This is a genomic window from Brockia lithotrophica (genome assembly GCF_003633725.1).
GTDB classification, from domain to species: domain Bacteria; phylum Bacillota; class Bacilli; order Thermicanales; family DSM-22653; genus Brockia; species Brockia lithotrophica.
Map to the genome: position 1 here is coordinate 434,476 of NZ_RBIJ01000001.1, position 22,695 is coordinate 457,170.

The window sequence follows — 22,695 nt, forward strand, 5'->3', positions numbered from 1 at the left end:
GCACCCGTCGCCCTACCGGGCACCGCGTAGGTAGCGCACCAACCCCCAAAGCGCGACCTCGTACACCGAGGCGCCGAATCCCGAGATTTGGGCGAGAGCTACGGGGGCGATGAGGCTCTTTCGGCGAAACGGCTCGCGCGCGTGGACGTTGGAAAGGTGGACCTCTACCGTGGGAATCCCGACGGCCTTTACGGCGTCGCGGATTGCCACGGACGTGTGCGTGTAGGCCGCCGGGTTCAGGATGAGTCCGTCCCATCCCTCGACGAGCTCGCCAATCCACGTGACGATCTCGCCTTCGTGGTTGGACTGCGTAGCGTACACGCTCACCCCCAGCTCGGCGGCCAGCCCTTCGAGACGGCGGTTGATTTCTGCCAATGTGGTCGTCCCGTACACTTCCGGCTCTCGGCGCCCCAAGAGGTGGAGGTTGGGGCCGTGAATGACGCGGATCCTCACGCACTTCCTCCTCTCTCGGGGCTCGTGAATTCCACGGTTAACGAATAGGTGAGGAAAAGGCCGTACAGCACGGATAGGCTGTAGACCGCCGCCAACGTGCGCGCGTCGGCCTCCCGACCGACGAGGAGAAACCCGAGGAGGAGGCCGAAGACGATTCCGAAGTGGGGCCACGGTCTCCGTCCTAGGGTGTACACGTAGGCGAGGGCGAAGAGGAGGGACGTGCCCCAGACGAGGAGAAACGAGAGAAAGACGTGGGCGGGCGTAATGCGCACGGGTACGGCGAGAAAGGGGCGAAGGAGGTCCACGGGAGACAGCGTGCTCAGGTTCAGAGCAAACAGGGCGTATCCTGCAAGGCTCACGAAGAGGGCGGCAAAGGTGGCCACCTCAAAGGCCTTGGCGATCGGATTTGTCCCCTCGCCTTCCCGCCGTCGGCTGCGGCGGCGTTCGATCGAAGTCCTGCCGTTCACGGAAACACCCCCGTCGTCCTGCCCCGGCTCGGAGGTATGAGAAACGAATACGGCAAGCGGGCAGGTTCTAGGAGGAGTATGCGCCAAAAGCCGAAAACCCTAACGCCCGCCGCACCTTTTGCAGACGATCCGTTTCCGCTTCGGAGGAACGCGTTACGAAAGAGGAATCCGAAGTCCGGGAGAAGCGAGGAGGACCTCTCCGGGGAACTCTGCCTTTGCCTCCTCGACGAGGAGGACAGGGATCCCCTCGTGGGGGAGGTGCGTGAGGACGAGGGTTCGGACGCCTGCCTCGCGGGCCAACCTCCCCGCCTGGCGCGAGGTCATGTGACCGCGGGCCGAAGCCTTGTCCTCCTCCCCGGCGTAGAAAAACGCGTCGGCGAGGAGGAGCGAGGCACCGCGCGCAAAGGCGACGAGGTCGTCTGCGTAGGCGGCGTCGGCGGTGTAGACGACGTGGAGGTCGTCCAGCTCCAAACGTACGGCAAAGGCGGGGACGGAATGCTGCGTACGGCGAAAGCGCACGCGCCACGGGCCGATCGTTCGGACCTCGTCCTCTGCGTAGAGATGGACCTCCGTCCCGGGAATCCCGACGTACGGCGAAGCGGCCCCTTCGGGCTCACGGGGCACGTACACGGCGAACGGTGGAAGGGACTTCCGCTCGCGCAAAAGCTGCTGGGCGTAGAGGAGAGGGCCGAGGTCGGCCGCGTGGTCGAAGTGGTAGTGGCTGAGGATGCACGCGGACACGTCCTCGTAGCGGTGCGTCTGCAGAAGTTCGCGGAGGACACCGCTACCCGCATCGAGAAGCAGGCGAAACGACCCGGCAGTAAGGAGGTACCCGGCCGTTCCGTTCCCCGCCTCCGGATAGGCGCCGAAGCTGCCTAAAACGAGGAGTTCTCCTCTCACGGGTTCTCCTCCTCCCTCTCGTCTTCCCCATCTTCGGATGCGCGGGCGCGAAAGGCGAGAAACTCGGCGTACACTTCCGGGTGCTCTGCGAAAAACCGCAGGAGGTCTCCTAGCGCGTCGAGCGTCTCCGGACTCACGTGGTGCTCCATTCCCTCGACGTCGCGGGCGACGGCCGAATCGGGCACCCCCAACCGTTGGAGGAACTCTTCCAAAAGTTCGTGCCTGTCCGCCAACCTGCGCCCGAGTTTCTTCCCCTTGGACGTGAGGACGAAGCCGCGGTAGCGCTCGTACTTTACGTATTCGTGCTCGTCCAGCTTTTGTACCATCTTCGTCACGGAGGAAGGGTGAACGCCCAAAAGTTCGGCCACATCGGCCACGCGGGCATATCCCTTCTCGCGGATGAGGTTGAAGATGGCCTCGAGGTAGTCTTCCATGCTCGGGGTGCGCATGGCCATCCCTCCGTGTCGCATACATCATACCGTGTCGGCGGACCAGAAACAACAAACCCCTTTCGCGGAATGGACGGAATCGGTACAATGAAACTATTCACGTTGCCGTGTATTTCGGAAACGCGGGCAGCCGGAGGGATGGACCGTGCAGGTCATCTACGGAACGGAAATCCTCGACGCATCCGACGTTCGAATTTCTCCTTGGGACCGCGGCTACCAATTCGGAGACGGTGTATACGAGGTGGTGCGGATCTATCGCGGTCGCATGTACGCTATGGACATGCACCTCAACCGCCTGCGCTACAGCTTGGGCGAACTTCGGATTCCCGTCCCCGAAGGCGTAGACAGGTTGGAAGCGCTTGCAGAAAGGCTCGCCCGCGATCAAGGGATTGACGAGGGGATCCTCTACGTCCAAATCACCCGAGGTGTGGCAAAGCGCACGCATGCCTTTCCTCAAGAAGCGCAACCGGTGCTCGTAGGCTACGTAGAGGCCGTTCCCCGGCCTCTAGAGGAATTCGAACGGGGGATTACGGCGATCCTCGTCCCCGACGTCCGGTGGCACCGCGTGGACATCAAGAGTCTGAACCTCCTGGGCAACGTCCTCGCCAAACAGGCGGCCGTAGAGCGAAAAGCGGGCGAAGCGATCTTCATCCGGGGCGACGTCGTCACGGAGGGTTCCTCCACGAACGTCTTCCTTGTCCGCGACGGCGTACTCGTCACCCACCCAACGGGGCACCACATCCTAAACGGGATCACGCGCCAGATCGTCATCCGCCTCGCGAAGGAGCTCGGGATCCCCGTGCAAGAGGAGGCCTTTACGCCCGAGGCGCTGTTTGCCGCCGACGAACTCTTCCTCACGAGTACAATCCACGAGGTAACGCCCATCGTGCAGGTAGACGGCCGCGAAATCGCCGACGGGCGCCCCGGTCCCGTCACGCGGCGCCTTCAAGAGGCGTTTGCGGCCACGCTTCCCCTCTGAGCACGGACGGCGTGTTGTCGTCTTCCCTTCCCTATCGCCGCCGGAAGGTCCACCCTTCCTGGCGGTATTTTTCTTCGGCGAGTTTGTCTGCGAGGACTTCCTCTGCGGGGTGAAGCTCGTCCGGCTCGAGGCGAATTCCGAGCGCTTCTTCAAACCCCTGGCGAAAGGCCCGAACCACTTCTTCGAAGTCGGGCCGGTACCCGAGAACTTCGGCCATCGTCGTGGCCCTCCGCCGGTGGTACTCTTTGGCCTTCAAACGTTCCCCCTCATCGGCAAAGGGGAAGAGGGCAAAGAGGAGGTCTACGTCCGAGGTAATCGGAAGCGAGCCGTGTTGGAGCACGCCGCCTTCGGAACGCATCTGGGCACTTCCGGCGATCTTCTTGCCTTCGACCACCAGTTCGTAGGGAGAAGGGGTATCGAAGCAGTCGGGGGAGGAGCCGGAGTCCTTCGTTCGGGCGTCGCGATTCGTTTCCGGGGCGAGCTCGGCGGGGATGCCCAGAATTCGGTAGCCCGCGAGAAGACCGGCGCTCAAGAGGCGGTACGAGGCGAGGACGCTTTCCGGGGCGAGACGGTGCCCCACCGAGAGAACCACGCTGTACGTGAGTTCGTCGGCGTGGAACACCGCCCTTCCGCCCGTCGGACGGCGGACGAGGACGACGCCGTGCCGGGCGAGGGCTTCTACGTCCGCAGCGGTAGAGACCTTTTGGGCGTAGCCGAGGGATAGGGCATACGGCTTCCACGTGTAGAACCGAAGCGTCGGGGGAGTGAGGCCCGCGACGTGGGTCTGAAGGATCGCCTCATCGACGGCCATGTTCCAATGCGGATCGCCGTCCCACGTCTCTACGAGACGCCAGGTTTCTTGCGGAAACAAGGCAGGGTCTCCCCTTTCTTTGCGTGTTCCCGAAAGGTCCGACTTTGGCAAAACGGCCGCAGGGGGAAAAAGGCTTCCTTCCGAAGGCCGCGAAAAGAACTGGACGATAGGTTCCCTTGTTCAGAAAAACTCAGGAAGAGAAAAGGTACGCCAACACCATTTCTCCCGCATAAGCGGCGAGCACGGCGGCGACGACGACGAGAAGCAGGTTGGCGCGAAAGTAGGCGAGCACGGCGGCCACGCCGGAACCGAGGAGCGACGAGGCAACGTGGCCCGTAGCCGTCCAGATGCCGGGCACGAGGAGTGCGCCCAAGATCGTGTAGGGCAAGGCGGCGAGGTAGGGGCGCAGGCGAGGCGGAAGCCGCCTCCCTCCCACCGCAAACGGCACGAGGCGGGAAACATAGGTCGCCAAGGCCATGCAAAGGATGAGGCACCAGACGGAGACGTTCACGAGCCCACCTCCTCTTCCGCCTGCTCTCGTCCCAAGCCGAGAAAGGGTGCGGGAAGGGCGGCCAAAAGCGCGCTCACCACGACCGCAACACCTCCCGGAAGCCGAGGAAAGGCGGCGTGAAGACCTGCAGAGAGGAACACGGCGAGGAGGGTGAGGAGGAGGGGTTCCCGCGCGCCGCGCAGGTTGGGAACGAGGAGTCCAAGGAACATCGCGTACAGGGCGATGCCGAAGCTCGCCTCGAGGTCGGCGGGAAAGACCGCCCCCAACAGGTACCCGAGGACCGAGCCACCGACCCAGCCGCTGTACGCGACGACGCCAAGCGCGAGCTGACGGGCAAAGGTGAGCTCGCCCGGGGCAAACTGGGCCACGGCATACGTCTCGTCCGTGAGAAAGAAGGCGAGCACGGCCCGAAGAAGCGGAGACCGGCACGTCTGGCGCTCCGCCAACGTCGCCCCCATGACCATGTGGCGCAAGTTGATGAAGTACGTGAGGAGGGCGATGAGCCAAGAGGAGGTCCCTTGGAGAAGGAGGTGCACGGCCATGAGCTGCCCCGCTCCCGCAAAGACCAGGGCGCTCATCCCCGCCGTCGCCCAAAGGTCGAGGTGGGCTTCCTTGGCCACGAGGCCGAAGGCGATACCGATGGGGATGTAGCCCAAAGCTACGGGCAGGCCCAGGCGCGCACCGTCCCCGACCTCGGCACAGAGGTTACGTCCGCCCAAGACGGTCGCCCCTTTCCCACCCGATGTTCGCGGGCAGCTCGCCATACCCGAAAGCCGAATCGGTCTACTGCGCCCGCTCCGGCGTGCGGTAGCGAAGCACGGGTCGACGAGCGGCCTTGACGTCGTCGAGGCGGCCGACGGGCGTGGTATGGGGAGCCGAACGCACGCGCTCGGGATCCCGCCTCGCCTCGTCGACGATCGCCCGAAGGGCGGCGGCAAAGGCGTCGAGCGTTTCCTTGGCCTCCGTTTCCGTAGGTTCGATCATGAGCGCCTCTTCGACGATGAGGGGGAAGTAGATCGTGGGCGGGTGGAAACCGTAGTCGAGGAGGCGTTTGGCGACGTCCAACGTTCGGACACCCGTTTCTGCCTTGACGTTCTTGCCGGAAAGGACGAACTCGTGCATGACCGGGCCCGGGTAGGGCGCGGCAAAGGTGTCCTTGAGGAGGGAGAAGAGGTAGTTCGCATTGAGCACTGCGCGCTCGGCAACCCGCCTTAGCCCCTCCGGACCGTGGAGCAGGATGTAGGCGTACGCCTTGACGAGTACTCCGAAACTCCCGGCAAAGCTTCGGATGCGTCCGACGGACTTGGGCGCTTCTTCCACGAGGGTGAAGCGCTCGCCGTCGCGGACGACGCGCGGTACTGGGAGGTAGTCGGCGAGGAACCCCTTGACGCCCACGGGTCCCGCTCCCGGGCCGCCGCCTCCGTGCGGCGTACCCAAGGTCTTGTGGACGTTGACGTGCACGATGTCGAAGCCCATGTCTCCGGGACGGGCCACCCCGAGGAGGGCGTTGAGGTTTGCTCCATCCATGTAGAGGAGCGCCCCGGCCTCGTGCACCCGTTCGGCGATCTCGAGAATTTGGTCTTCGAAGAGACCGAGCGTGTTGGGGTTCGTAAGCATGAGCGCCGCCACGCGTCCTTCGTGCTCGGCAAGGGCACGGCGCAACGCCTCGAGGTCGAGCCTCCCCCGGGAGTTCGACGGGAGCGTCACCGCCCGGAATCCCGCCATGGCCGCGCTTGCGGGGTTCGTCCCGTGGGCGGAGTCGGGAACGAGGACAACGTCCCTCTGCTCTCCGCGCTCGGCAAAATAGGCGCGAACGAGCATGAGCCCCAAGAGCTCGCCGTGGGACCCCGCCGCCGGGAGGAGACTCACGGCGTCCATGCCGAGGATTTCCCGCAGGTTGCGCTCGAGACCCGCGAGAACGGCGAGCGCTCCCTGTACGAGCTCCTCCGGCGCGTTGGGGTGGAGGTCGCGAAATCCCTCGAAAGAGGCGACGACCTCGAGAATTCTCGGGTTGTACTTCATCGTGCACGATCCGAGAGGATAGAACCCGGTGTCCACCCCGAAGTTTCGCTGGGAAAGGGCCGTGTAGTGGCGTACGACCTCGAGCTCGGAAACCTCCGGCAGTTCGGGTGGTGCCTTGCGCACGTACGCCTCGGGGATGTCCAAGGGAACGTCCGCAAAAGACGGAGCGTCGAGAAACTCGATTGCCCGCCGTCCGGGAACGCTTCGTTCGAAGATCAGCTTCACGAACCACTCACCGCCTGGGCGAGCGCCTCGGCAAAGCGCTCAATTTCCTCCCGCGTTCGGACTTCCGTCACCGCCACGAGGAGGTGTGTCGGGTATTCGGGGTAGCGCCGGGAAACGTCGTATCCCGCCACGAAGCCGCGCTCGCACATTCGCGCGAGGAGCTCCTTCGCGGGAACGCCGACGTCGAGGAGGAACTCGTGGAAGAACGGTCCCGTATGCACCCGGCGAAGGGGGGTGCGCGCTTCGATCGTCTGCAGGGAGTAGTGCGCCTTTTGGGCGTTCAGGCGGGCGAGGTCCTCAATCCCCCGCTTACCCAAGAGGCTCAAGGTGATCGTCACGGCGAGGGCCATGAGGGCCTGGTTGGACGTGATGTTCGATGTCGCCCGCTCGCGGCGAATGTGTTGCTCCCGCGCCTGCAAGGTGAGGACGTAGCCCCGCCTCCCCTCGCCGTCCGTAGTCTCTCCGACGATCCGTCCGGGAAGCTCGCGGACGAAGGCTTCGCGAGCCGCCATGTACCCTACGTACGGGCCGCCGAAGGAAAGGGGTACCCCCAACGGCTGCGCATCGCCTACGACGACGTCGGCACCCAAGGCGCCCGGAGGAGCGAGAAGGCCCAAGGCGAGGGGGTTAGCTACGGCTACGGCGAGCGCCCCCGCCTCCCTCACGGGAGCAAAGAGGACGTCCAAAGGTTCGACGACGCCGAAGAAGTTCGGGTACTGCACGAAGACGGCCGCAACGTCTTTGTCCAGACGCTCAGCAAGGGCCGCCGCATCCGTGGCCCCCGTCCGTGCGTCGATGGGCACCTCGTCTACGGAGAGGTCAGGGCCGAACGCGTACGTGCGCAGCACGTCCCGCACGTCCGGATGGAGGGCCCGGCTTACGAGCACGCGCCGCCGCTTCGTGACGCGCGCAGCGAGGAGCATCGCCTCCGCGGCGGCGGTGGCGCCGTCGTACAGAGAGGCCTGGGCAACGTCGAGGCCCGTAAGCTCGGCGATCATCGTCTGAAATTCGAAGATCGCCTGGAGGTTCCCTTGGGAGGCTTCTGCCTGGTACGGGGTGTAGGCCGTAAGGAACTCCCCGCGCGAGATGAGCGCCTGCACGACGGCCGGGATTGTGTGCTCGTACGCCCCCGCGCCTACGAAGTGCACGAGGTCGTGCACGGTGCGGTTTTGCGCGGCGAGAGAGCGGAAGAAGCGGTAAACCTCCGCCTCGCCCATTGGGCCCTCTACCTCGAGGGGGCGACGGAGGCGGACGCTTTCGGGAATGTCGGCAAAGAGCTCCTCCACGCTCCCTACGCCGATGGCGGCAAGCATAGCCTCGACGTCATCCGGGGTATGGGGGGTATAGGTCATGGGTACCGCCTCCACGTACGTCATTCCCTTTGCACCTTCATCCGGGCATGGGGGCGAGGAAGTCACCGTCTACCCGGAACGGCGGTAAAAAGGCAGGGGGACAACGACCGCCCGCGCCCGCCGGCCGCGGAGGTCCACGTCGAGCCTCGTTCCCTCTCGGGAGTACGCCGCGTCCACGTAGGCCATAGCGTACGCACCGCCAAGTGTGGGGGCGATGGTCCCGCTCGTCACGCGGCCGACGAGGGCCTCGCCGGCAAAGACGGCGTACCCCGTGCGCGGGATCCCCCGATCTTCCATCCGCAGGCCTACCAAGAGGCGGGATATGCCCTGCTCCTTTTGCCGGAGAAGCGCCGCCTTCCCCACGAAGTCGACCGGCTTTTCCCAGCGCACGAAGCGCTCGAGGTTGGCCTCAAGGGGCGTAATCGTCTCCGCGAGCTCCTGTCCGTAGAGGGGCAACCCGGCTTCGAAGCGTAGCGTGTCGCGCGCGCCGAGGCCGCAGGGGACAAGGCCGTATTCCCGTCCCCGTTCGAGGAGCGCATCCCAGAGTTCTGCTGCCGCTTCCGCGTCGACAAAGAGCTCGAATCCGTCCTCGCCCGTATACCCCGTGCGCGAGACGAGTAGGACGGGGACACCGGCCACAGTCACGTTTTCGCGAAAGCGAAAGGGGCGAAGGTCGTCTACCGAAGGCTCCGCGAGTTGCGAGAGGAAGGACGCGGCGCGCGGGCCCTGAAGGGCGATGAGGCCGATGCGATCGGAGATGTCGAGAACCTGGGGACCGCCGAGGGCGTGCTCCTTGAGCCAACGATACACCTTCTCCGTGTTGGCGGCGTTGGCCACGACGAGGAATTCCTCGTCGTTGAGGCGATAGAGGAGCACGTCGTCCAAAATTCCGCCCTGCTCGTTTAAGAAAAATCCGTACGCCGCCCGACCGACCTCGAGACGGGCGACGTACTGCGTTGCGAGCCTTTCTAAGAAATCCACGGACTCCGGGCCCGAAACGAGGATCTCTCCCATGTGGGAGACGTCGAAGAGTCCCATGCGTTCGCGCACGGCGCGGTGTTCTTCGAGAATGCTCGAATACTGCACGGGAAGTTCAAATCCCGCAAAGGGGACAAACTTTGCGCCCAGGGCGGCGTGCCTCGCGTACAGCGGCGTACGCCGGAGTTCCCCCATGGATCATGCCTCCCTGCGTGGGGATACCTGCCGGTCTAAGGTCCCATACTACGTTCGGGCTCGGCCTCGACCTTCATCTTACGCAAAAAAAGGTGCAGGAGCAAAATCCCGCGCCTTCGTACCGCACTTCACAACAGGAGGTGCGGCACCGTGGAGCAAACAACTTCGGAGGAACGCCTCCCATTCCCCACGTCGCTCCTCCTTCCGCCGAGATCGGGCGAGGAGGACCCCCGCGTTCCCGCACGGGTGGAGGTACGGATAGAGGCGGAGGCCCTCGCCGAATTCCGGGAGGCGGAACGCGGAGAACGTCCCTGGGATTTGGCGGCGTTTTTCCCGCTCGCCCTCCTCGTACACGTGCTCGACGCAAAGCCCGAGTTCGACCGGCTATACGCCCCCGATCTTCTCCCCCACCTTGAACTCTTCCCCCACCAACGGGAAGTCCTCCGCCGTGCCGTGTGGGAGATGGGGGGACGGGCGCTCCTCGCCGACGAAGTGGGCCTCGGAAAGACGATCGAGGCGGGGCTCATCCTCGTCGAGTACCTGAGCCGCGGGCTTGCGGAAAACGTCCTCATCCTCGTACCCGCCTCCCTCGCCCTTCAGTGGCAGAGGGAACTTGCGGAAAAGTTCTCCCTCTACTTCCCCATCGCTGCAAAGCCCCACACCCTGGAGCACGAACCGCGCTTCATCGCCTCTCTCGACTTTGCCAAACGCTCTCCGTATCGCGAGATCCTCCTCGCACGCACCTTCGACCTCGTCGTCGTCGACGAGGCGCACAAATTGAAGAACCCGAAAACCCTCGCCTACCGCTTCGTCGCCGCCCTGCGGAAAACGTTCCTCCTTCTCCTCACGGCGACGCCCCTGCACAACCACCCCCGCGAGCTCGCGTCGCTCGTCCGACTCCTCCGCCCCGGCCACGAAATCTCCGCGGAACTCGAGCGGGCGGCAGCACGCCGCGGCAAAAGGCCCCTTCCCGACGTTCAACCTGCTTCAGTGGAAAGGCAAGAGGGGATGCTCTCCGTTCCGAAAGGCGCCCGGTCGGGTGCCGAAGGAAGTGATTCCGCAGTGGCCGAAGTCCGGGAACGCCTGCACGAGGTCATGATCCGCTCGCGCCGCCGAGAGGTAGGGATCGAACTTCCGCCGCGGCGCGTGGTCACCGTTCCGATCCACCTGTCCCGCGAGGAACGGGAATTCTACGAAGCGGTGAGCGCGTTCATCCGCAAAGAGTACGCCCGTCGCGGAAAGAGCGCCGCCCTTCCCCTGATCCTCATGCAGCGTCAACTCACCTCGAGCCGCGTCGCCGTCTACACGAGCCTCCTGCGCCTGTACCGCAAGTACCCGGATGACCCCGCCCTGCAGGAGGAAATCCTCTCCCTGTACGAGATGGGCCGCTCCATTCCCCACGACTACAAGCAGGACGCCCTGATCGCCCTCTTGCGGGGGATGCCCGAGGACGAAAAAGTGGTCGTCTTTTCCGAGTTCCACGGGAGCGTTCACGCCCTCGTGAAGCGCCTCAAAGACGAGGGGATTCCTGCCGTGCTCTACCGCGGCGGCTTCGGCCGCTCCAAGAAGGACTACATGCGGGAGCTCTTCGCAACGCGGGTCCGCGTCCTCGCCGCAACGGAAGCCGGAGCCGAAGGGCTCAACCTCCAATTCGCCCGCCACGTGGTGAACTACGACCTTCCGTGGAACCCCATGCGACTCGAGCAGCGCATCGGGCGCGTGCACCGCCTCGGGCAAACAGAGCCCGTGCAGGTGTACAACCTCGTCACGCAGGATACCGTGGAGGCCGAGGTCCTAGCCCTCCTCTACGAAAAGCTCGGCACGATCCACGCCCTCCTCGGCCTCGACGAAGACGTCCTCGGGCGCGGAGTTGGCACGCGGTTCGAACGTCACCTCTTCGACGTCCTCGTCGGCTCGCGCAGTGCGCAGGAACGACACGTGCGCCTCGCACACCTCGCCGCCCTTCTCGAACAACTCGCCGAAGGCGCAGAAGGCGCGGGAGCCGAAAAGACGTCGTAGGCACACGTCCCGGCGAACGCGGTACGATGGAGGGAAAGACGGTGGATCCAAAGACCTTGCGCTTCCTTACGGCCGAATACTTTCGCCGCACGGGAAGCGAAATTCTCGAGGAAGACGATGTTTTGCTTCGCGTCCGCCTTTCCCGCGAGGCCGATCTCGAACTCGGCTATCGGCCCATGTACTGGTCCTTCGTCGACGCGGGGAACCTCAAGCCGGAGCCTTTGGAAAAGACGTACCGCTTCTACGCCCCGGGGAGCGATGCCCGTCCGAGCCCACCGTCTCCTTACGGCGGCGGCGAGGAATGGCTCACGCCGACCTCCGAACGGCTGCGGCGAATCCTTCGGGCGCTCGCCCGGCGGGGAAGCGCCGTGCGTCTCTTTGAATACGAAGAAGGCGGCGGGACTCTCGCACCTTGGTACGCCTTTACGGTGCGCGTGGGGCTCTTTCGCGAGGTCGCCCGAGAATACGTCGCCTCCTACGGGTACGACGCCGTGCGGGGAGAAATCGTACCCGAGTTTTGGGGGCGACTTCTCGACCTTTCTTTGGGAAGCGAGCCCCCGCCCTACACCCGTCTCCTCCCCGCCATCCGTTCGGGGGAAGGGGCGGCCAGGTCCGTCGTCGAGTACGTCCTCCAAGAGATCCGGGGCGACCTCGGATGGGCGGAAGAAGCCCGCGCGCGCCTGGCAGAAGAGATGCGCCGACTCGACTCCGCCTCTCTGCCTCCCCCTCCGGCGAAAACGAAATCCGGAGTGTCCCGCTGGGAAGTGGTGGAATCGCAGGACGCTTCCGCGCCGAAAGAGGAACCCTCGGCAAAACCGGAGTTCGGCTTCGATCCGGAAAAGGAACGCGAAGACCTCCTCCGCCGCTACCGTCCGCGGATTCGCCTCTCCCTCGTCCAAGTCGCCCTCGTCTACCTCGCAAAGGACCCCCGCGCTCTCCCGGCGCGGGAACTCGCTCCGGAACCGCTTCGCCGGCTCGCCGAACGCCTCAGCGGCAGAAAAAGCCCTTGAGCGTGCGTGCGAGGTCGGCGGCGGCCCGCTCGGGGGTGTCGAGATTTGCGTAGACGAGGTCGGCGACTTCCCTATACAGAGCTTCGCGCGTGCGGAAGCGTTCGCGCAGGGATGCTTCGTCGTCCAGGGAAAACAGGGGGCGATCGGAATGCCCCCCGGACTCGCTGAGGCGCTTCCAGAGGTTCGAAAAGGGAACCTCGAGGTAGACGACGATACCGCTCGCACGCAGCCTCTCCCGGTTCTCCGGACGCAGGACGACGCCACCACCTGTGCTCACGACGAGGGGGGTCTCCTCCTCCGCAAGGCGGGCGAGGAGCTCTGCCTCGCGCCGGCGAAAGCCCTCTTCTCCTTCCGCGGCGAAGATGGCGGCTATGGATCTCCGCGCCTCGCGGACGATCTCGGTGTCCATGTCCACCCACCGGCGGCCGAGCTCCCGAGCGAGAAGGCGGCCGACCGTGCTCTTTCCCGCACCCATGAAACCCACGAGGTAGACGTGTCGCCTCCCCCGCGCGTCCGCACGGTTCCCGTCGCCCTGCCGATCCGATGCCCGCGCATCTCCTCCGCTTCCGACGGGCGACGCGTCCCTCACCTGGACCTCCTCCTTTCGCCCTTCAGCCCGCCGAAGGCCCCCCTGCCTCTGTTCCGAAGAACTTCCGCTTGAGCGCGGCTTCCACAGGCGGTGGGACGAGGTCGGCGACCGAGCCCCCGTACTGGGCGACTTCCTTCACGATGCTGGAACTGAGGAAGGAGTACTCGCGGCGCGCGATCATGAAAAAGGTCTCCACATCTTCCCGCAGGTTTTTGTTGATGAGCGCCATCTGCATCTCGTATTCGAAATCGCTCACCGCCCGCAACCCCTTCACGATCACCCGGGCGCCCACGCGGGCGAGGTAGTCCACGAGGAGGCCGCCGAAGGCGTCCACGGTGACGTTGGGAAGGTGCTGCGTCGTCTCCCGGAGAAGCGCCACGCGTTCCTCCGTCGTAAAGAGCGGTTTCTTGTCGCGGTTGCGCAAAACCGCAACGATGACCCGGTCGAAGATCTGCGCACTTCGTTCGATAATGTCGAGATGCCCGTACGTCACGGGGTCAAAGCTCCCGGGAACGACGGCGAGCTGGGTTCCGCGTTCCACGCCCGTCTTCCTCCTTTTCCCGCCCGCGGTCGACGGTCCCGCTTCGGCTGCTACGAGCGGTCCGGGGCCTCGGACGGCGGTTCGGCGAATACAACCCACACTGCGGTGTCTCCAAAGCGACGAATGCGAACTTCTCCCGAAAGTCCCCCGAGCGCATCGCGCAGGCGTACGAAATCCTCGTCTCCCGAACGGGCGGCCCGCTCCACCGCAATCTTTACGTGGGGGGCAAGCGCGCCGCGGGCGACGAGAGCGGCGAAGAGCGCCGCAAGGCGTTCGACGGGGTACGCGTACGGCGGATCGGCGTATACGAGGTCGTACGGACCGCCGGCAACGACAAGGTCCGTCGCCTTTTCGACCGGGCGGGAGATCACGCGGATGCGGCCTTCGGCCCCGAGCAGGCGGGCGTTTTCCCGGATCACCCGAAGCGCCTGCGGCGAGGATTCCACGAGGACCGCGCGTTCCATCCCTCGGCTCAAGGCTTCGAAGGCCACCGCCCCGCTGCCCGCAAAGAGGTCGAGGACCACGCCGCCCGCAAAGAACGGGCCGAGGATTTGAAACACGGCCTCCCGTACGCGCCCGGAAGTCGGCCGCGTATGCGCCTGGGACGGCGTGAGAAGGCGGCGTCCCTTCCACTCACCGGCGACGATCCGCACGTGCGGCACCTCCCTTTTGCCGAGGGAAAAAACGCTATGCGTGGTATATCCCGCCACCGTTCCGGGAATACTCCCTACTGGCGGCGCTCAAAGCCGCGGTCCGCACAGCTCGTGCTTGTTCCCCCCAAGCTCTTCCTCCGGTTTCTCCTCTCCCAACCCTTGATCCGTAGGCCGCACACGCGGCCGATTTTTTTTGTCCTTTGCCTCGAGGAAGGCCGACGCCGTTTTTCGGGGAAGAGACCGGCGCCCCGAAGGGGGAAAGGTGCCCCCGCCGAGAGGATCGGTCCCCAGCGGGACAGCGTCAATCCCAAAGCTGCCCCGCCTCCTCGTGCACGCCCGCCAGGGCCTCGCGCAAGGGGACCGCCTCCTCCGTTTCCCAAAAGGCGGAATCGGCGAGGAGGCGCTCCGCCTCCTCGTGGGCGATTTGGAGCATGCGCAGTTCCCGCGGTGAGTCGAGCTGGGTAAAGCGGAATTCCGGCAAGCCGCTCTGCTTCGTGCCGAAGAGATCGCCCGGTCCGCGGAGTTCGAAGTCCTTTTCCGCGATCTGAAACCCGTCCGTAAGTTCGCGGAAGACTTGCAGGCGCTTGCGCCCGAGCTCGGTGCGGGGATCGGCGACGAGGATGCAGTACGACTTGTGCGAGCCCCGGCCGACGCGCCCCCGGAGTTGGTGCAGCTGCGCGAGGCCGAAGCGGTCGGCGTCGTAGATCACCATCACCGTGGCGTTCGGGACGTCGACGCCAACTTCGACCACCGTCGTGGAAACGAGGACGTCGAGCTCGCCGGCAACAAAAGCGCGCATCACGCGGTCCTTTTCGCGGCCGGAGAGCCGTCCGTGGAGGAGGCCGACGCGCCGCCTGGGCAAGAAGTTTCGAACCCGGTCGTAGAGGTCGACGACGTTTTGGTACTCGAGCTTGTCCGATGCCTCAATGAGCGGCGCGATGACGTACGCCTGTCGCCCGCGTTCGATTTGCCCGTCGACAAAGGTGAGCACGTCGGCAAAGCGTTCCGGCGTCGTCCAGTGCGTCTCGACGGGCGTTCGCCCAGGGGGCATCTCGTCGAGAACCGAAACGTCCAGGTCCCCGTACAGGAGGAGGGCGAGCGTCCGGGGAATTGGCGTCGCACTCATGGAGAGGAGGTCGGGGACGTCCCCCTTTTGCGCGAGCAGGCGGCGTTGAACGACGCCGAAGCGGTGCTGCTCGTCCACAACGACGAACCCGAGGTCGGCAAAGCGCACGTGCTCCGTGATCAGAGCGTGGGTACCTACGGCTACGGAGATCGTGCCCTGGGCGAGCCCATAGAGGATTTCCTCCCGCTCGCGCCGCGGCGTCCGTCCCGTGAGAAGCGCGATTGGCACGTCTTCCGGCAGAAGGCCGCGCAGGGTACGCACGTGCTGTTCGGCGAGAATTTCCGTGGGCGCCATGAGCGCCGCCTGACGCCCGCCGCGGACGACGGCGTATATCGCCAGCGCCGCCACCGCGGTCTTCCCCGATCCTACGTCCCCCTGCAAGAGGCGGTTCATCGGGTAGGGTCCGAGGAGATCGGCAAAGATTTCCTGAATCGCGCGCCGCTGCGCCCCCGTGAGGGTAAAGGGCCAGCGCGAGGCAAGCTCTAAGACCTCTTCTGGACGAAAGCGGTGTTCCCGTACCCTCCGCGTCCGCACGCGCACGTTCCGGGCCGCGAGAACCTTGAGTTGGTAGAGGAAAACCTCTTCGAAGGCCATGCGCCGCTTCGCCCAAAAGAGCTCGCGCTCGTCCTGGGGGAAGTGGAGGGTGCGGAGCGCCTCCCCCCGCGGAAGAAGGCGGTACTTCTCGCGAAGCGCCGCGGGAATCGGATCGGGAATCTCGAGATCGGGAAGGGAGAAAAGGAGGCGTATGAGTTCGGAAAACCACGCATCCGCTCCGCGCCCCGGGAGTCCGTACACGGGCGTGAGCGACTCCGTGGCAATGCCTTCCGCGGAAAAGCGCGTCTTTTGCGCCACAAGCTGACGGGACTTCGGGTCGTAGCGCCCCGCCACCTGCACGCGGGCTCCCGGAATCAAGCGCTCGCGCAGGTACGGTTGGTTGAACCAGACGACCGTGATCGTCCTTCCGCCGACGTCCAAGGTAGTCGCGAGGCGCGAGAAGTTTCCGCGGAAGCGGGAAAACTTGGGATGCGCCTGCACCACGCCCACGACAGAGAGCGTTTCGGGAACGCGGACTTCCTCGAGGGGTTTGGCCCGAAAGTCTTCGTAGCGGCGCGGTACGAAGAGAAGCGCATCGCCTACCGTGCGAATTCCCACTTCGGCCAAAACGTCCTGCCGGGATTTGGGGAGCGAAACGACCTCCGGCAGCGGCGCGGAAAAGAGGCCCACGGCCACACCACCCCCGACGCGAAGGTTGTCCGCCCCTGAGTTCCGGCGCTTTCCTTGAACGTCCGAGGGGCGGAGCCGCGCGTCCTACCCCTCGAAGCTCACGAGGAGGGGGTAGAGGGGCTGCCCGCCTTCGAACGCCTCGATCTCGAGGTCCGGATACCGTTCTTCGAGGGTTCGGAGGAGCCTCTCGCGCGCGTCTTCGGGAAGTCCGTCGCCCCAAAAGAGGGTGAGCATCCCGTCCGAATGCACCCCCAGGCGCTCGAGAGCCGCGAGGAGCACGCCTTCGAGCGCATCCCCCTTGGCGAGGAGGGACTTCCCCGAAAGGGCGATGTACTCTCCGGCCCGAATCGACTCCCCGTCAAAGCGGGCGTCGCGCACGGCCTGCGTGATCTGCGCGACGCGCGTCGCGCGAAGCGCTTCTTCCATGGCCGCCACGTTTTCTTCTGCCGAAAGGTCCGGACGGTAGGCGACGAGCGCCGAAACGCCCTCTGGGAGCGTCGTCGTCGGAACGACGAACACCGGACGGTCCGCCAACTGCCGCGCCTGTTCCGCAGCGAGGATCACGTTCCCGTTGTTGGGGAGGACTACGACCGCGTCGGCGTTCGTGGAGCGAATCGCCGTGAGAATCGCCTCCGTGCTCGGGTTCATCGTCTCCCCGCCGTCGACGAGCGCCTGCGCCCCTAGGCTCTCCATCAAGGCGGCAAATCCCTTCCCCTGGACGACGGCGACGACTGCCGTCCGTACCCGAGGAGGCTTCGCCGCTCCGTCGTCCCCGCTTCCGGCGGGATTCGGGGGAGCCGGAGCCTTCGCCTCGGCCTCCGCTTCGGGTGCCGAAGGCGTTCCCCGTTCCTCCGACCCGGACGTCTTGCGACGCGCTTCGGAGCGCGCCTTTTGGGCGCGAATCTGCTCGCGCATGTTGTCGATCTTGATGCGGATGAGTTCTCCGAAAGACTGCGCCCAGGTGAGTACTTCGCCCGGGGTTTCGGAATGAACGTGCGCGCGCACGAGGTCGTCACCCCGGAGCACGACGATGGAATCGCCGAAGCGCTCGAGGGAACGACGGAACTCGTCTTCGCGGAAGGATGCGGGGTCGTACAGGCGTACGACAAAATTCGTACAAAAGCCGTACGGGAGGTCCTCGGGATCTCCTTCCCAAGCGTGCACGTCATCGGGAAGCCCCTCGTCCAGGGCTTCGACGAGCGCCGCCCGGCCTCCGGCGGAAGTACCCTGCACCGCGTCCGCCGCAAGGGCGACAGAACCGCCCTCTCCGCGCAGTCCCTCGAGAAACCCTTCGTAGAAGTACACGAAACCCTGCCCGCCGGCGTCGACGACGCCTGCCTGGCGCAGGGGTTCGAGCATCTCGGGCGTGCGCGCCAGCGTCTCTCGTGCCGCACGGAGAAGCGCCTCGACGACGGCTACGAAGTCCCCGCCGCGACGCGCTTCCCCCAGAGCCGCCTGGGCTCCTTTGCGCGAGACCGTGAGAATCGTCCCTTCCGCGGGTTTCATCACCGCACGGTAGGCGGCGCGCACCCCCGCGTCCACCGCCTCCGCCCACTCGAGAGGCGTGAGGGCGGATTTCCCGTCTACCTCCTGGGCAAATCCCCGGAAAAGCTGGGATACGATGACGCCGGAATTTCCGCGCGCACCCATGAGAAGGCCGCGCGAGAACGCCTGTGCCACGGCACCTACGCCGCCAGAGACCCCACGGCTTTCTTCGAGGCCTGCGCCTATGGTGAGCACCATGTTCGTCCCCGTGTCCCCGTCGGGAACGGGAAAGACGTTGAGCCGGTTGACGACGTCCTTGTGCGCTTGCAGGCGGCGATAGCCCGCCTCCAAGGCGGCGCGAAACAGATCCTCCGAAAGGAGGTGAATTCCCCGGTTCTCAGCCAAATCCCTTCCTCCTCGAGCGCAGGAAAGACTCTCCCCTTGCCTGTGCGGTACGCCCCCGAAGAATCGGCAAAAGACTAGTTCTCTACCTTAACCCCTCGGACGTGGACGTTCACCGTCGCCGTCTCGATTCCGAGAAAGGTGCGCAACGCGTAGAGGACACGCTCCTGCAGGTTCCGCGCGACTTCCGGAATCCGCACCCCGTACGTTACGATGACGTATAGGTTGAGGGAGACCTCCTCCCCGTCTTCCCCTTCCCGGCCCTTCTTGTCCGCCAAGACCACCTCGACCCCTTTGGCGAGGTTTTCCCGCCCGAGGATCTCCAAGATGCCTTCGCTGATCGGCTTTTGCGGGACCATCCCCACGATGCCGAAGACGTCCATCGCCGCATACCCGGCAAGCTGGGCGATTACGCGGTCCGAAATGTAGAGCTTCCCACCGTCCATATCCTTCACGTACGGCATGCCCTCCACCCCTTCTTCTCCGCGAGGTCCGGCCGTACCGGAAGTTCGCGGGAAATTCGGCGCTCCTTCCCTGCTTTTCCGTAGGACCCACCGGCTGCGCTTGCATCATGGCCATTGTACACGAGCCCCTGGAGGAAAAAAAGCGGCCCTGCGGGCGCACGTAAGGTGTCCGTCCGCGAAGCCTTTCGGGGGAACTCCGAAGGCACGGAACGCGTTAGCCCGCGGTACTCCCCGCTTTTGCATCTTGGTTTTGCCTTATGCTATGATACTTTTCGTGTGTAGAAAAGGCCTGCGGGAATGACCTCGAGGGCTTTCCCTCGGATGCGCGGCAAAGCGCGGCAAAGGAGGAAAGACCATGGGACGGGTGTGTTACGTCACGGGAAAGAAGCCCATGTTCGGCAACCGCCGGAGCCACTCCATGAAGGCGAGCCGGCGGAAGTTCTCCCCCAACCTCAAAAAGGTACGTATCCTCGTCGACGGTAAACCCAAGCGCGTGTGGGTACACGTAAAGGCACTCAAAAAGGGCCTCGTACAGCGCGTTTGACGCCCCGACGTACCGAAACGCGGACAGGACGAAAGGCGTAGGCACCGCAGCCTACGCCGTTTTTTACGCCTTTCTCGCCCCTACGCCTTCTCCCGACGGACAACCTTTCGCCTTTCTCCCCGAAACCGTTCCATGAAAAAGCGGACGAGGGCAGCAATCGGGCCGGGAAGTTTGATCGTGTAGAAGCGCACGGCGTCCCACCTCCCCAGGTCTTCTCCTATGTCTATATTCCGAAGGGGGGCAAAATGTCCTCGGACCGCCGCGGACCCCCGTCCATCGTCGGCGACGGCATCTCCTCCAAATGTTCGGTTTCTCTTGGTATTCAAACCGAAAGCACAGGGTAAAGTTCGATATTCTCTCCCGAAGGACCGGTGTACAATGGGATGCAGCGCCGTACACGCGCGATATCGACGAACGTTCGCCGTATGTCTTCCTTGACAAGCCTTCTTTCCTTGTGCTAGACTTCATCTCAACATTGAGAACAAACGGTCCAAACCTCCCCATCGGAAAGAGAGGGAACGAGAACGGTGCAGGATCAGCTCTACCTCCGAATTCCCGGCCCAACGCCGGTACCGCCCCGCGTCCTCCGCGCCCTCGCCCAACCCATGGTCGGACACCGCGACCCCCTCATGGACGAACGCGTGGCGCGCATCACCGCGAGGCTCAAGCCCCTCTTCGGCACGCAGGGCAAGGTCTTCCTCCTCGCGGGAAGCGGAACGTTGGCCATGGAAACGCTCCTCGTAAACCTCACCGCCCCCGGTGACGAAGTCCTCGTCGTTACGAACGGGAATTTCGGGGAGCGCTTTGCCGCCATCGCCCGCGACCACAAGCGAAACGTCCACACCCTCTCGTTCCCCCCCGGCGTTCCGACGGATCCGGAGGCCTTCCGGGGCGCCCTCGCCGCGCATCCGAACCTCCGCGCCGTGATCGTCACGCACTGCGAAACCTCCACTTCCCTCCTCAACCCCGTACGGGAACTCGCGGCGATCGTCCGTGAAGTCCGCCCGGAGGCCCTCGTCCTCGTCGACGGCGTTTCCTCGATTGCCGGAGTGGAGATGGCCATGGACGCGTGGGGAATCGACGGGGTTGCCACGGGTTCGCAAAAGGCGCTCATGAGCCCGCCGGGTCTCGCCATCGTGGCCTTGGGGCCCCGCGCCCTTGAGGCGATGCGCGCCGTAGACGGCCCGCGCTTTTACGCCGATCTCCGCCGCTACGAGGACAGCCTGGCGAAGAACACGACCCCCTTCACCCCTGCCGTCTCCCTCCTCTTCGCCCTCGACGAGGCGCTCAACCTCATCGAGGAAGAGGGCTATGAGGGCGTCTTCGCCCGCCACCGCCTCATGCGCGACATGACGCGTGCGGGAATTCGCGCCCTCGGGCTTCCCCTGCTCGTCGAAGACGACGCCTACGCCTCCCCGACCGTGACCGCCGTGGACGTAGAGGCCCTGGGGCCCAAGCGCGTTTTGGCCACCTTGCGCGAGCACTTCTCCGTCGTCTTCGCCTCCGGACAGGGGAACCTCACGCCGCGCATCGTGCGCATCGGTCACATGGGATACGTATCGCCTTCGGACGTCCTCCACTATCTCGCGGCCTTCGAGGTGACTTTGGAGCTCCTCGGGCATCCCGTGCGCCGGGGTGCCGCCGTCGCGGCCGCTGCGGAGGTGTACACGGCGTGGGCTACCGCATCGTCATCGCCGACCCGCTGAGCGAGGCGGGGCTCGAACCCCTTAGACGCGACCCTGAGGTGGAGATCATCGACGTCTCCCACGAGGACGACCCCGATGCCCTTGTACGCGCCCTCCGCGACGCCGACGCCCTCATCGTGCGCAGCCGTACGAAGGTCACCCGCGACCTCCTCGACCTCGCCCCGCGCCTCAAGGTCGTAGGGCGCGCCGGCGTGGGCGTGGACAACATCGACGTCGATGCCGCCACGGAACGGGGTGTGCTCGTCCTCAACGCCCCCAACGGGAACACGATTGCCGCCGCGGAACACGCCTTCGCCCTCCTCCTCGCCCTCGCCCGGCGGATTCCCGAAGCGCACGCTTCGGTAAAGGCGGGGCGCTGGGAGCGCCAGCGCTTCATCGGCTTTGAGCTCATGGGGAAAACGCTCGGCGTGGTGGGCCTCGGTCGCATCGGAAGTGAGGTAGCCAAGCGTGCCCGCGCCTTCGGTATGGAGGTCCTCGGCTACGACCCCTATCTCCCCGAATCCCGAGCCCGGTCGTTGGGCATCGAGCCCGTGAGCCTCGAAGAACTCTTCCGCCGCGCCGACATCATCACCCTGCACACGCCGCTTACGGAAGAGACGCGAAACCTCATCCGCCGAGAAACCCTCGCCCTCATGAAGGACGGCGTGATCCTCGTGAACGCCGCCCGCGGTGGCCTCATCGACGAAGACGCCCTGGTAGAGGCCGTACGCAGCGGGAAGGTCGCAGGCGTCGCCCTCGACGTTTTTGCCGAGGAACCGCCGAAAAACGCCGAGCTCCTCGCCTTGGAACGTGCGGTGTTTACTCCACACCTCGGGGCGAGCACCGTCGAAGCGCAGGAAAACGTCGCCCGCGACACGAGCATCGCCATCCTGGAGGCCCTACGCGATCGACCCGTCCGCACGGCAGTCAACCTTCCGGAAGCGCCCTCGCCAGAGGCGGCGGAGCTCCTCCGTCTCGGGGAGCGCCTTGGCACCTTCGCCATGGACGTGCTGGACGGTCCGCCCGTCGCTGTAGACGTCACCTTCCACGGAGAGATCTCCGAAGCGGAACGGGAGTTCCTCGTCCGCGCCGTGCTCAAGGGCGTCCTCGCTCGCCAGCTCGACGTGCGCGTAAACCTCGTAAACGCCCGCACGCTCGCCCGCCAGCGGGGCCTCGAAGTTCAGGAGACGTGGACGAGCACGAGCACCGGGTTCCCCTTCCTCGTTCAGGTACGCCTGCGCGGAGAACGCGGCTCAGCCGTCCAAGTTTCGGGCACGATTGTCGAGGGCCTTGGGCCGCGCATCGTCGAAGTCGAAGGGTTCCCCGTGGACGTCCCACCGGAGGGGACGATCGTCTTTGCCCACCACGTCGACCGCCCGGGCGTAATCGGGCGCGTAGGCATGATTTTCGGCGAGAAGGGAATCAACATCGCGACGATGATCGTCGGCCGCCGGGAAATCGGCGGCGAGGCCGTCATGCTCCTCGCCGTGGACCACACCCCCGACGAAGACACTCTCGCCAAGCTTCTCGACATCGAGGCCTTGCGCAGCGTGAAGCTCGTCCGCCTCGGATAAGGACGCCGAAGGGGGAATCCCCGTGCGCCTCGTCTTT

At 65.1% G+C, this 22,695-nt stretch carries 23 protein-coding genes; 6 read left to right on the forward strand and 17 right to left on the reverse strand.

What is annotated here, in order from left to right:
* Window positions 1-12: 12 nt before the first annotated feature.
* The 4 genes from aroQ to mntR form a co-directional block, all read right to left on the reverse strand.
* Window positions 13-453, reverse strand: coding sequence for a type II 3-dehydroquinate dehydratase (gene aroQ, locus C7438_RS01970; RefSeq protein WP_121443659.1), 441 nt, complete (start codon window positions 451-453; stop codon window positions 13-15).
* Window positions 450-920: a hypothetical protein gene (locus C7438_RS01975; protein ID WP_121443660.1), complete on the reverse strand. Its 471-nt coding sequence runs from the start codon at window positions 918-920 to the stop codon at window positions 450-452. Before C7438_RS01975 ends, aroQ begins: the two co-directional genes overlap by 4 nt.
* 153 nt (window positions 921-1,073) lie before the next feature.
* Window positions 1,074-1,820 (reverse strand): MBL fold metallo-hydrolase, encoded by a 747-nt coding sequence (locus tag C7438_RS01980; RefSeq protein WP_170143482.1) that lies wholly within the window; start codon window positions 1,818-1,820, stop codon window positions 1,074-1,076.
* Window positions 1,817-2,269, reverse strand: coding sequence for a transcriptional regulator MntR (gene mntR, locus C7438_RS01985; RefSeq protein ID WP_121443661.1), 453 nt, complete (start codon window positions 2,267-2,269; stop codon window positions 1,817-1,819). Before mntR ends, C7438_RS01980 begins: the two co-directional genes overlap by 4 nt.
* Before the next feature lie 145 nt (window positions 2,270-2,414).
* Here mntR and dat point away from each other — a divergent pair, with 145 nt between their 5' ends.
* On the forward strand, window positions 2,415-3,248 hold the full coding sequence (gene dat / locus C7438_RS01990; protein ID WP_121443662.1) for a D-amino-acid transaminase: 834 nt from the start codon (window positions 2,415-2,417) through the stop codon (window positions 3,246-3,248).
* Between the two features lie 31 nt (window positions 3,249-3,279).
* Here the strand turns inward: dat and C7438_RS01995 are convergent, their stop codons facing one another.
* From C7438_RS01995 to gcvT, 6 genes are all read right to left on the reverse strand, one after another.
* On the reverse strand, window positions 3,280-4,119 hold the full coding sequence (locus C7438_RS01995) for a lipoate--protein ligase family protein (protein WP_147401961.1): 840 nt from the start codon (window positions 4,117-4,119) through the stop codon (window positions 3,280-3,282).
* A 130-nt stretch (window positions 4,120-4,249) separates the two neighbouring features.
* On the reverse strand, window positions 4,250-4,570 hold the full coding sequence (locus tag C7438_RS02000; RefSeq protein WP_121443664.1) for an AzlD domain-containing protein: 321 nt from the start codon (window positions 4,568-4,570) through the stop codon (window positions 4,250-4,252).
* A complete protein-coding gene (locus C7438_RS02005) occupies window positions 4,567-5,289 on the reverse strand; it encodes an AzlC family ABC transporter permease (RefSeq protein WP_170143483.1) in 723 nt (240 codons plus the stop codon). The genes C7438_RS02000 and C7438_RS02005 overlap by 4 nt, the downstream gene beginning before the upstream one ends.
* 64 nt (window positions 5,290-5,353) lie before the next feature.
* A complete protein-coding gene (gene gcvPB, locus C7438_RS02010) occupies window positions 5,354-6,817 on the reverse strand; it encodes an aminomethyl-transferring glycine dehydrogenase subunit GcvPB (protein ID WP_121443666.1) in 1,464 nt (487 codons plus the stop codon).
* Entirely contained in the window at window positions 6,814-8,193 is a 1,380-nt protein-coding gene (gene gcvPA, locus C7438_RS02015; RefSeq protein ID WP_245956419.1) for an aminomethyl-transferring glycine dehydrogenase subunit GcvPA, read from the reverse strand. Before gcvPA ends, gcvPB begins: the two co-directional genes overlap by 4 nt.
* A gap of 45 nt (window positions 8,194-8,238) precedes the next feature.
* On the reverse strand, window positions 8,239-9,342 hold the full coding sequence (gcvT, locus tag C7438_RS02020) for a glycine cleavage system aminomethyltransferase GcvT (RefSeq protein WP_121443667.1): 1,104 nt from the start codon (window positions 9,340-9,342) through the stop codon (window positions 8,239-8,241).
* A 150-nt stretch (window positions 9,343-9,492) separates the two neighbouring features.
* Between gcvT and C7438_RS02025 the strand changes: the two genes are divergently transcribed.
* Window positions 9,493-11,361, forward strand: a complete 1,869-nt coding sequence (locus C7438_RS02025) for a DEAD/DEAH box helicase (protein ID WP_121443668.1) — start codon at window positions 9,493-9,495, stop codon at window positions 11,359-11,361.
* Window positions 11,362-11,402: 41 nt separating this feature from the next.
* Window positions 11,403-12,371 (forward strand): YqhG family protein, encoded by a 969-nt coding sequence (locus tag C7438_RS02030; RefSeq protein WP_170143484.1) that lies wholly within the window; start codon window positions 11,403-11,405, stop codon window positions 12,369-12,371.
* Here the strand turns inward: C7438_RS02030 and C7438_RS02035 are convergent.
* From C7438_RS02035 to C7438_RS02060, 6 genes are all read right to left on the reverse strand, one after another.
* Window positions 12,349-12,960: a shikimate kinase gene (locus tag C7438_RS02035; RefSeq protein WP_121443670.1), complete on the reverse strand. Its 612-nt coding sequence runs from the start codon at window positions 12,958-12,960 to the stop codon at window positions 12,349-12,351. The two genes, C7438_RS02030 and C7438_RS02035, sit on opposite strands and share 23 nt — an antisense overlap.
* Window positions 12,961-12,982: 22 nt before the next feature.
* Window positions 12,983-13,501 (reverse strand): pantetheine-phosphate adenylyltransferase, encoded by a 519-nt coding sequence (gene coaD / locus C7438_RS02040; RefSeq protein ID WP_121443671.1) that lies wholly within the window; start codon window positions 13,499-13,501, stop codon window positions 12,983-12,985.
* A 50-nt stretch (window positions 13,502-13,551) separates the two neighbouring features.
* Window positions 13,552-14,211, reverse strand: coding sequence for a 16S rRNA (guanine(966)-N(2))-methyltransferase RsmD (rsmD, locus tag C7438_RS02045; protein WP_353653301.1), 660 nt, complete (start codon window positions 14,209-14,211; stop codon window positions 13,552-13,554).
* Window positions 14,212-14,455: 244 nt separating this feature from the next.
* A complete protein-coding gene (recG, locus tag C7438_RS02050; RefSeq protein ID WP_170143486.1) occupies window positions 14,456-16,504 on the reverse strand; it encodes an ATP-dependent DNA helicase RecG in 2,049 nt (682 codons plus the stop codon).
* A gap of 84 nt (window positions 16,505-16,588) precedes the next feature.
* Window positions 16,589-18,394: a DAK2 domain-containing protein gene (locus C7438_RS02055; protein WP_121443674.1), complete on the reverse strand. Its 1,806-nt coding sequence runs from the start codon at window positions 18,392-18,394 to the stop codon at window positions 16,589-16,591.
* Window positions 18,395-18,468: 74 nt separating this feature from the next.
* Complete coding sequence (locus C7438_RS02060) at window positions 18,469-18,855, reverse strand: Asp23/Gls24 family envelope stress response protein (RefSeq protein WP_121443675.1); 387 nt, start codon at window positions 18,853-18,855, stop codon at window positions 18,469-18,471.
* A gap of 355 nt (window positions 18,856-19,210) precedes the next feature.
* Here C7438_RS02060 and rpmB point away from each other — a divergent pair, with 355 nt between their 5' ends.
* Complete coding sequence (rpmB, locus tag C7438_RS02070) at window positions 19,211-19,399, forward strand: 50S ribosomal protein L28 (RefSeq protein ID WP_121443677.1); 189 nt, start codon at window positions 19,211-19,213, stop codon at window positions 19,397-19,399.
* Between the two features lie 80 nt (window positions 19,400-19,479).
* On the opposite strand, the gene C7438_RS02075 is transcribed toward rpmB, so the two are convergent.
* Window positions 19,480-19,590 carry a stage V sporulation protein M gene (locus C7438_RS02075; RefSeq protein WP_121443678.1) on the reverse strand — a complete coding sequence of 37 codons (111 nt, stop codon included), beginning with the start codon at window positions 19,588-19,590 and terminating at the stop codon, window positions 19,480-19,482.
* 336 nt (window positions 19,591-19,926) lie between these two features.
* Here C7438_RS02075 and C7438_RS02080 point away from each other — a divergent pair, with 336 nt between their 5' ends.
* Both C7438_RS02080 and serA read left to right on the forward strand, forming a co-directional pair.
* Window positions 19,927-21,105 carry a pyridoxal-phosphate-dependent aminotransferase family protein gene (locus C7438_RS02080; protein ID WP_121443679.1) on the forward strand — a complete coding sequence of 393 codons (1,179 nt, stop codon included), beginning with the start codon at window positions 19,927-19,929 and terminating at the stop codon, window positions 21,103-21,105.
* The gene (gene serA / locus C7438_RS02085; protein WP_121443680.1) at window positions 21,072-22,658 is read left to right on the forward strand and encodes a phosphoglycerate dehydrogenase; all 1,587 of its coding nucleotides are present in this window, start codon (window positions 21,072-21,074) and stop codon (window positions 22,656-22,658) included. The genes C7438_RS02080 and serA overlap by 34 nt, the downstream gene beginning before the upstream one ends.
* Window positions 22,659-22,695 lie beyond the last annotated feature (37 nt).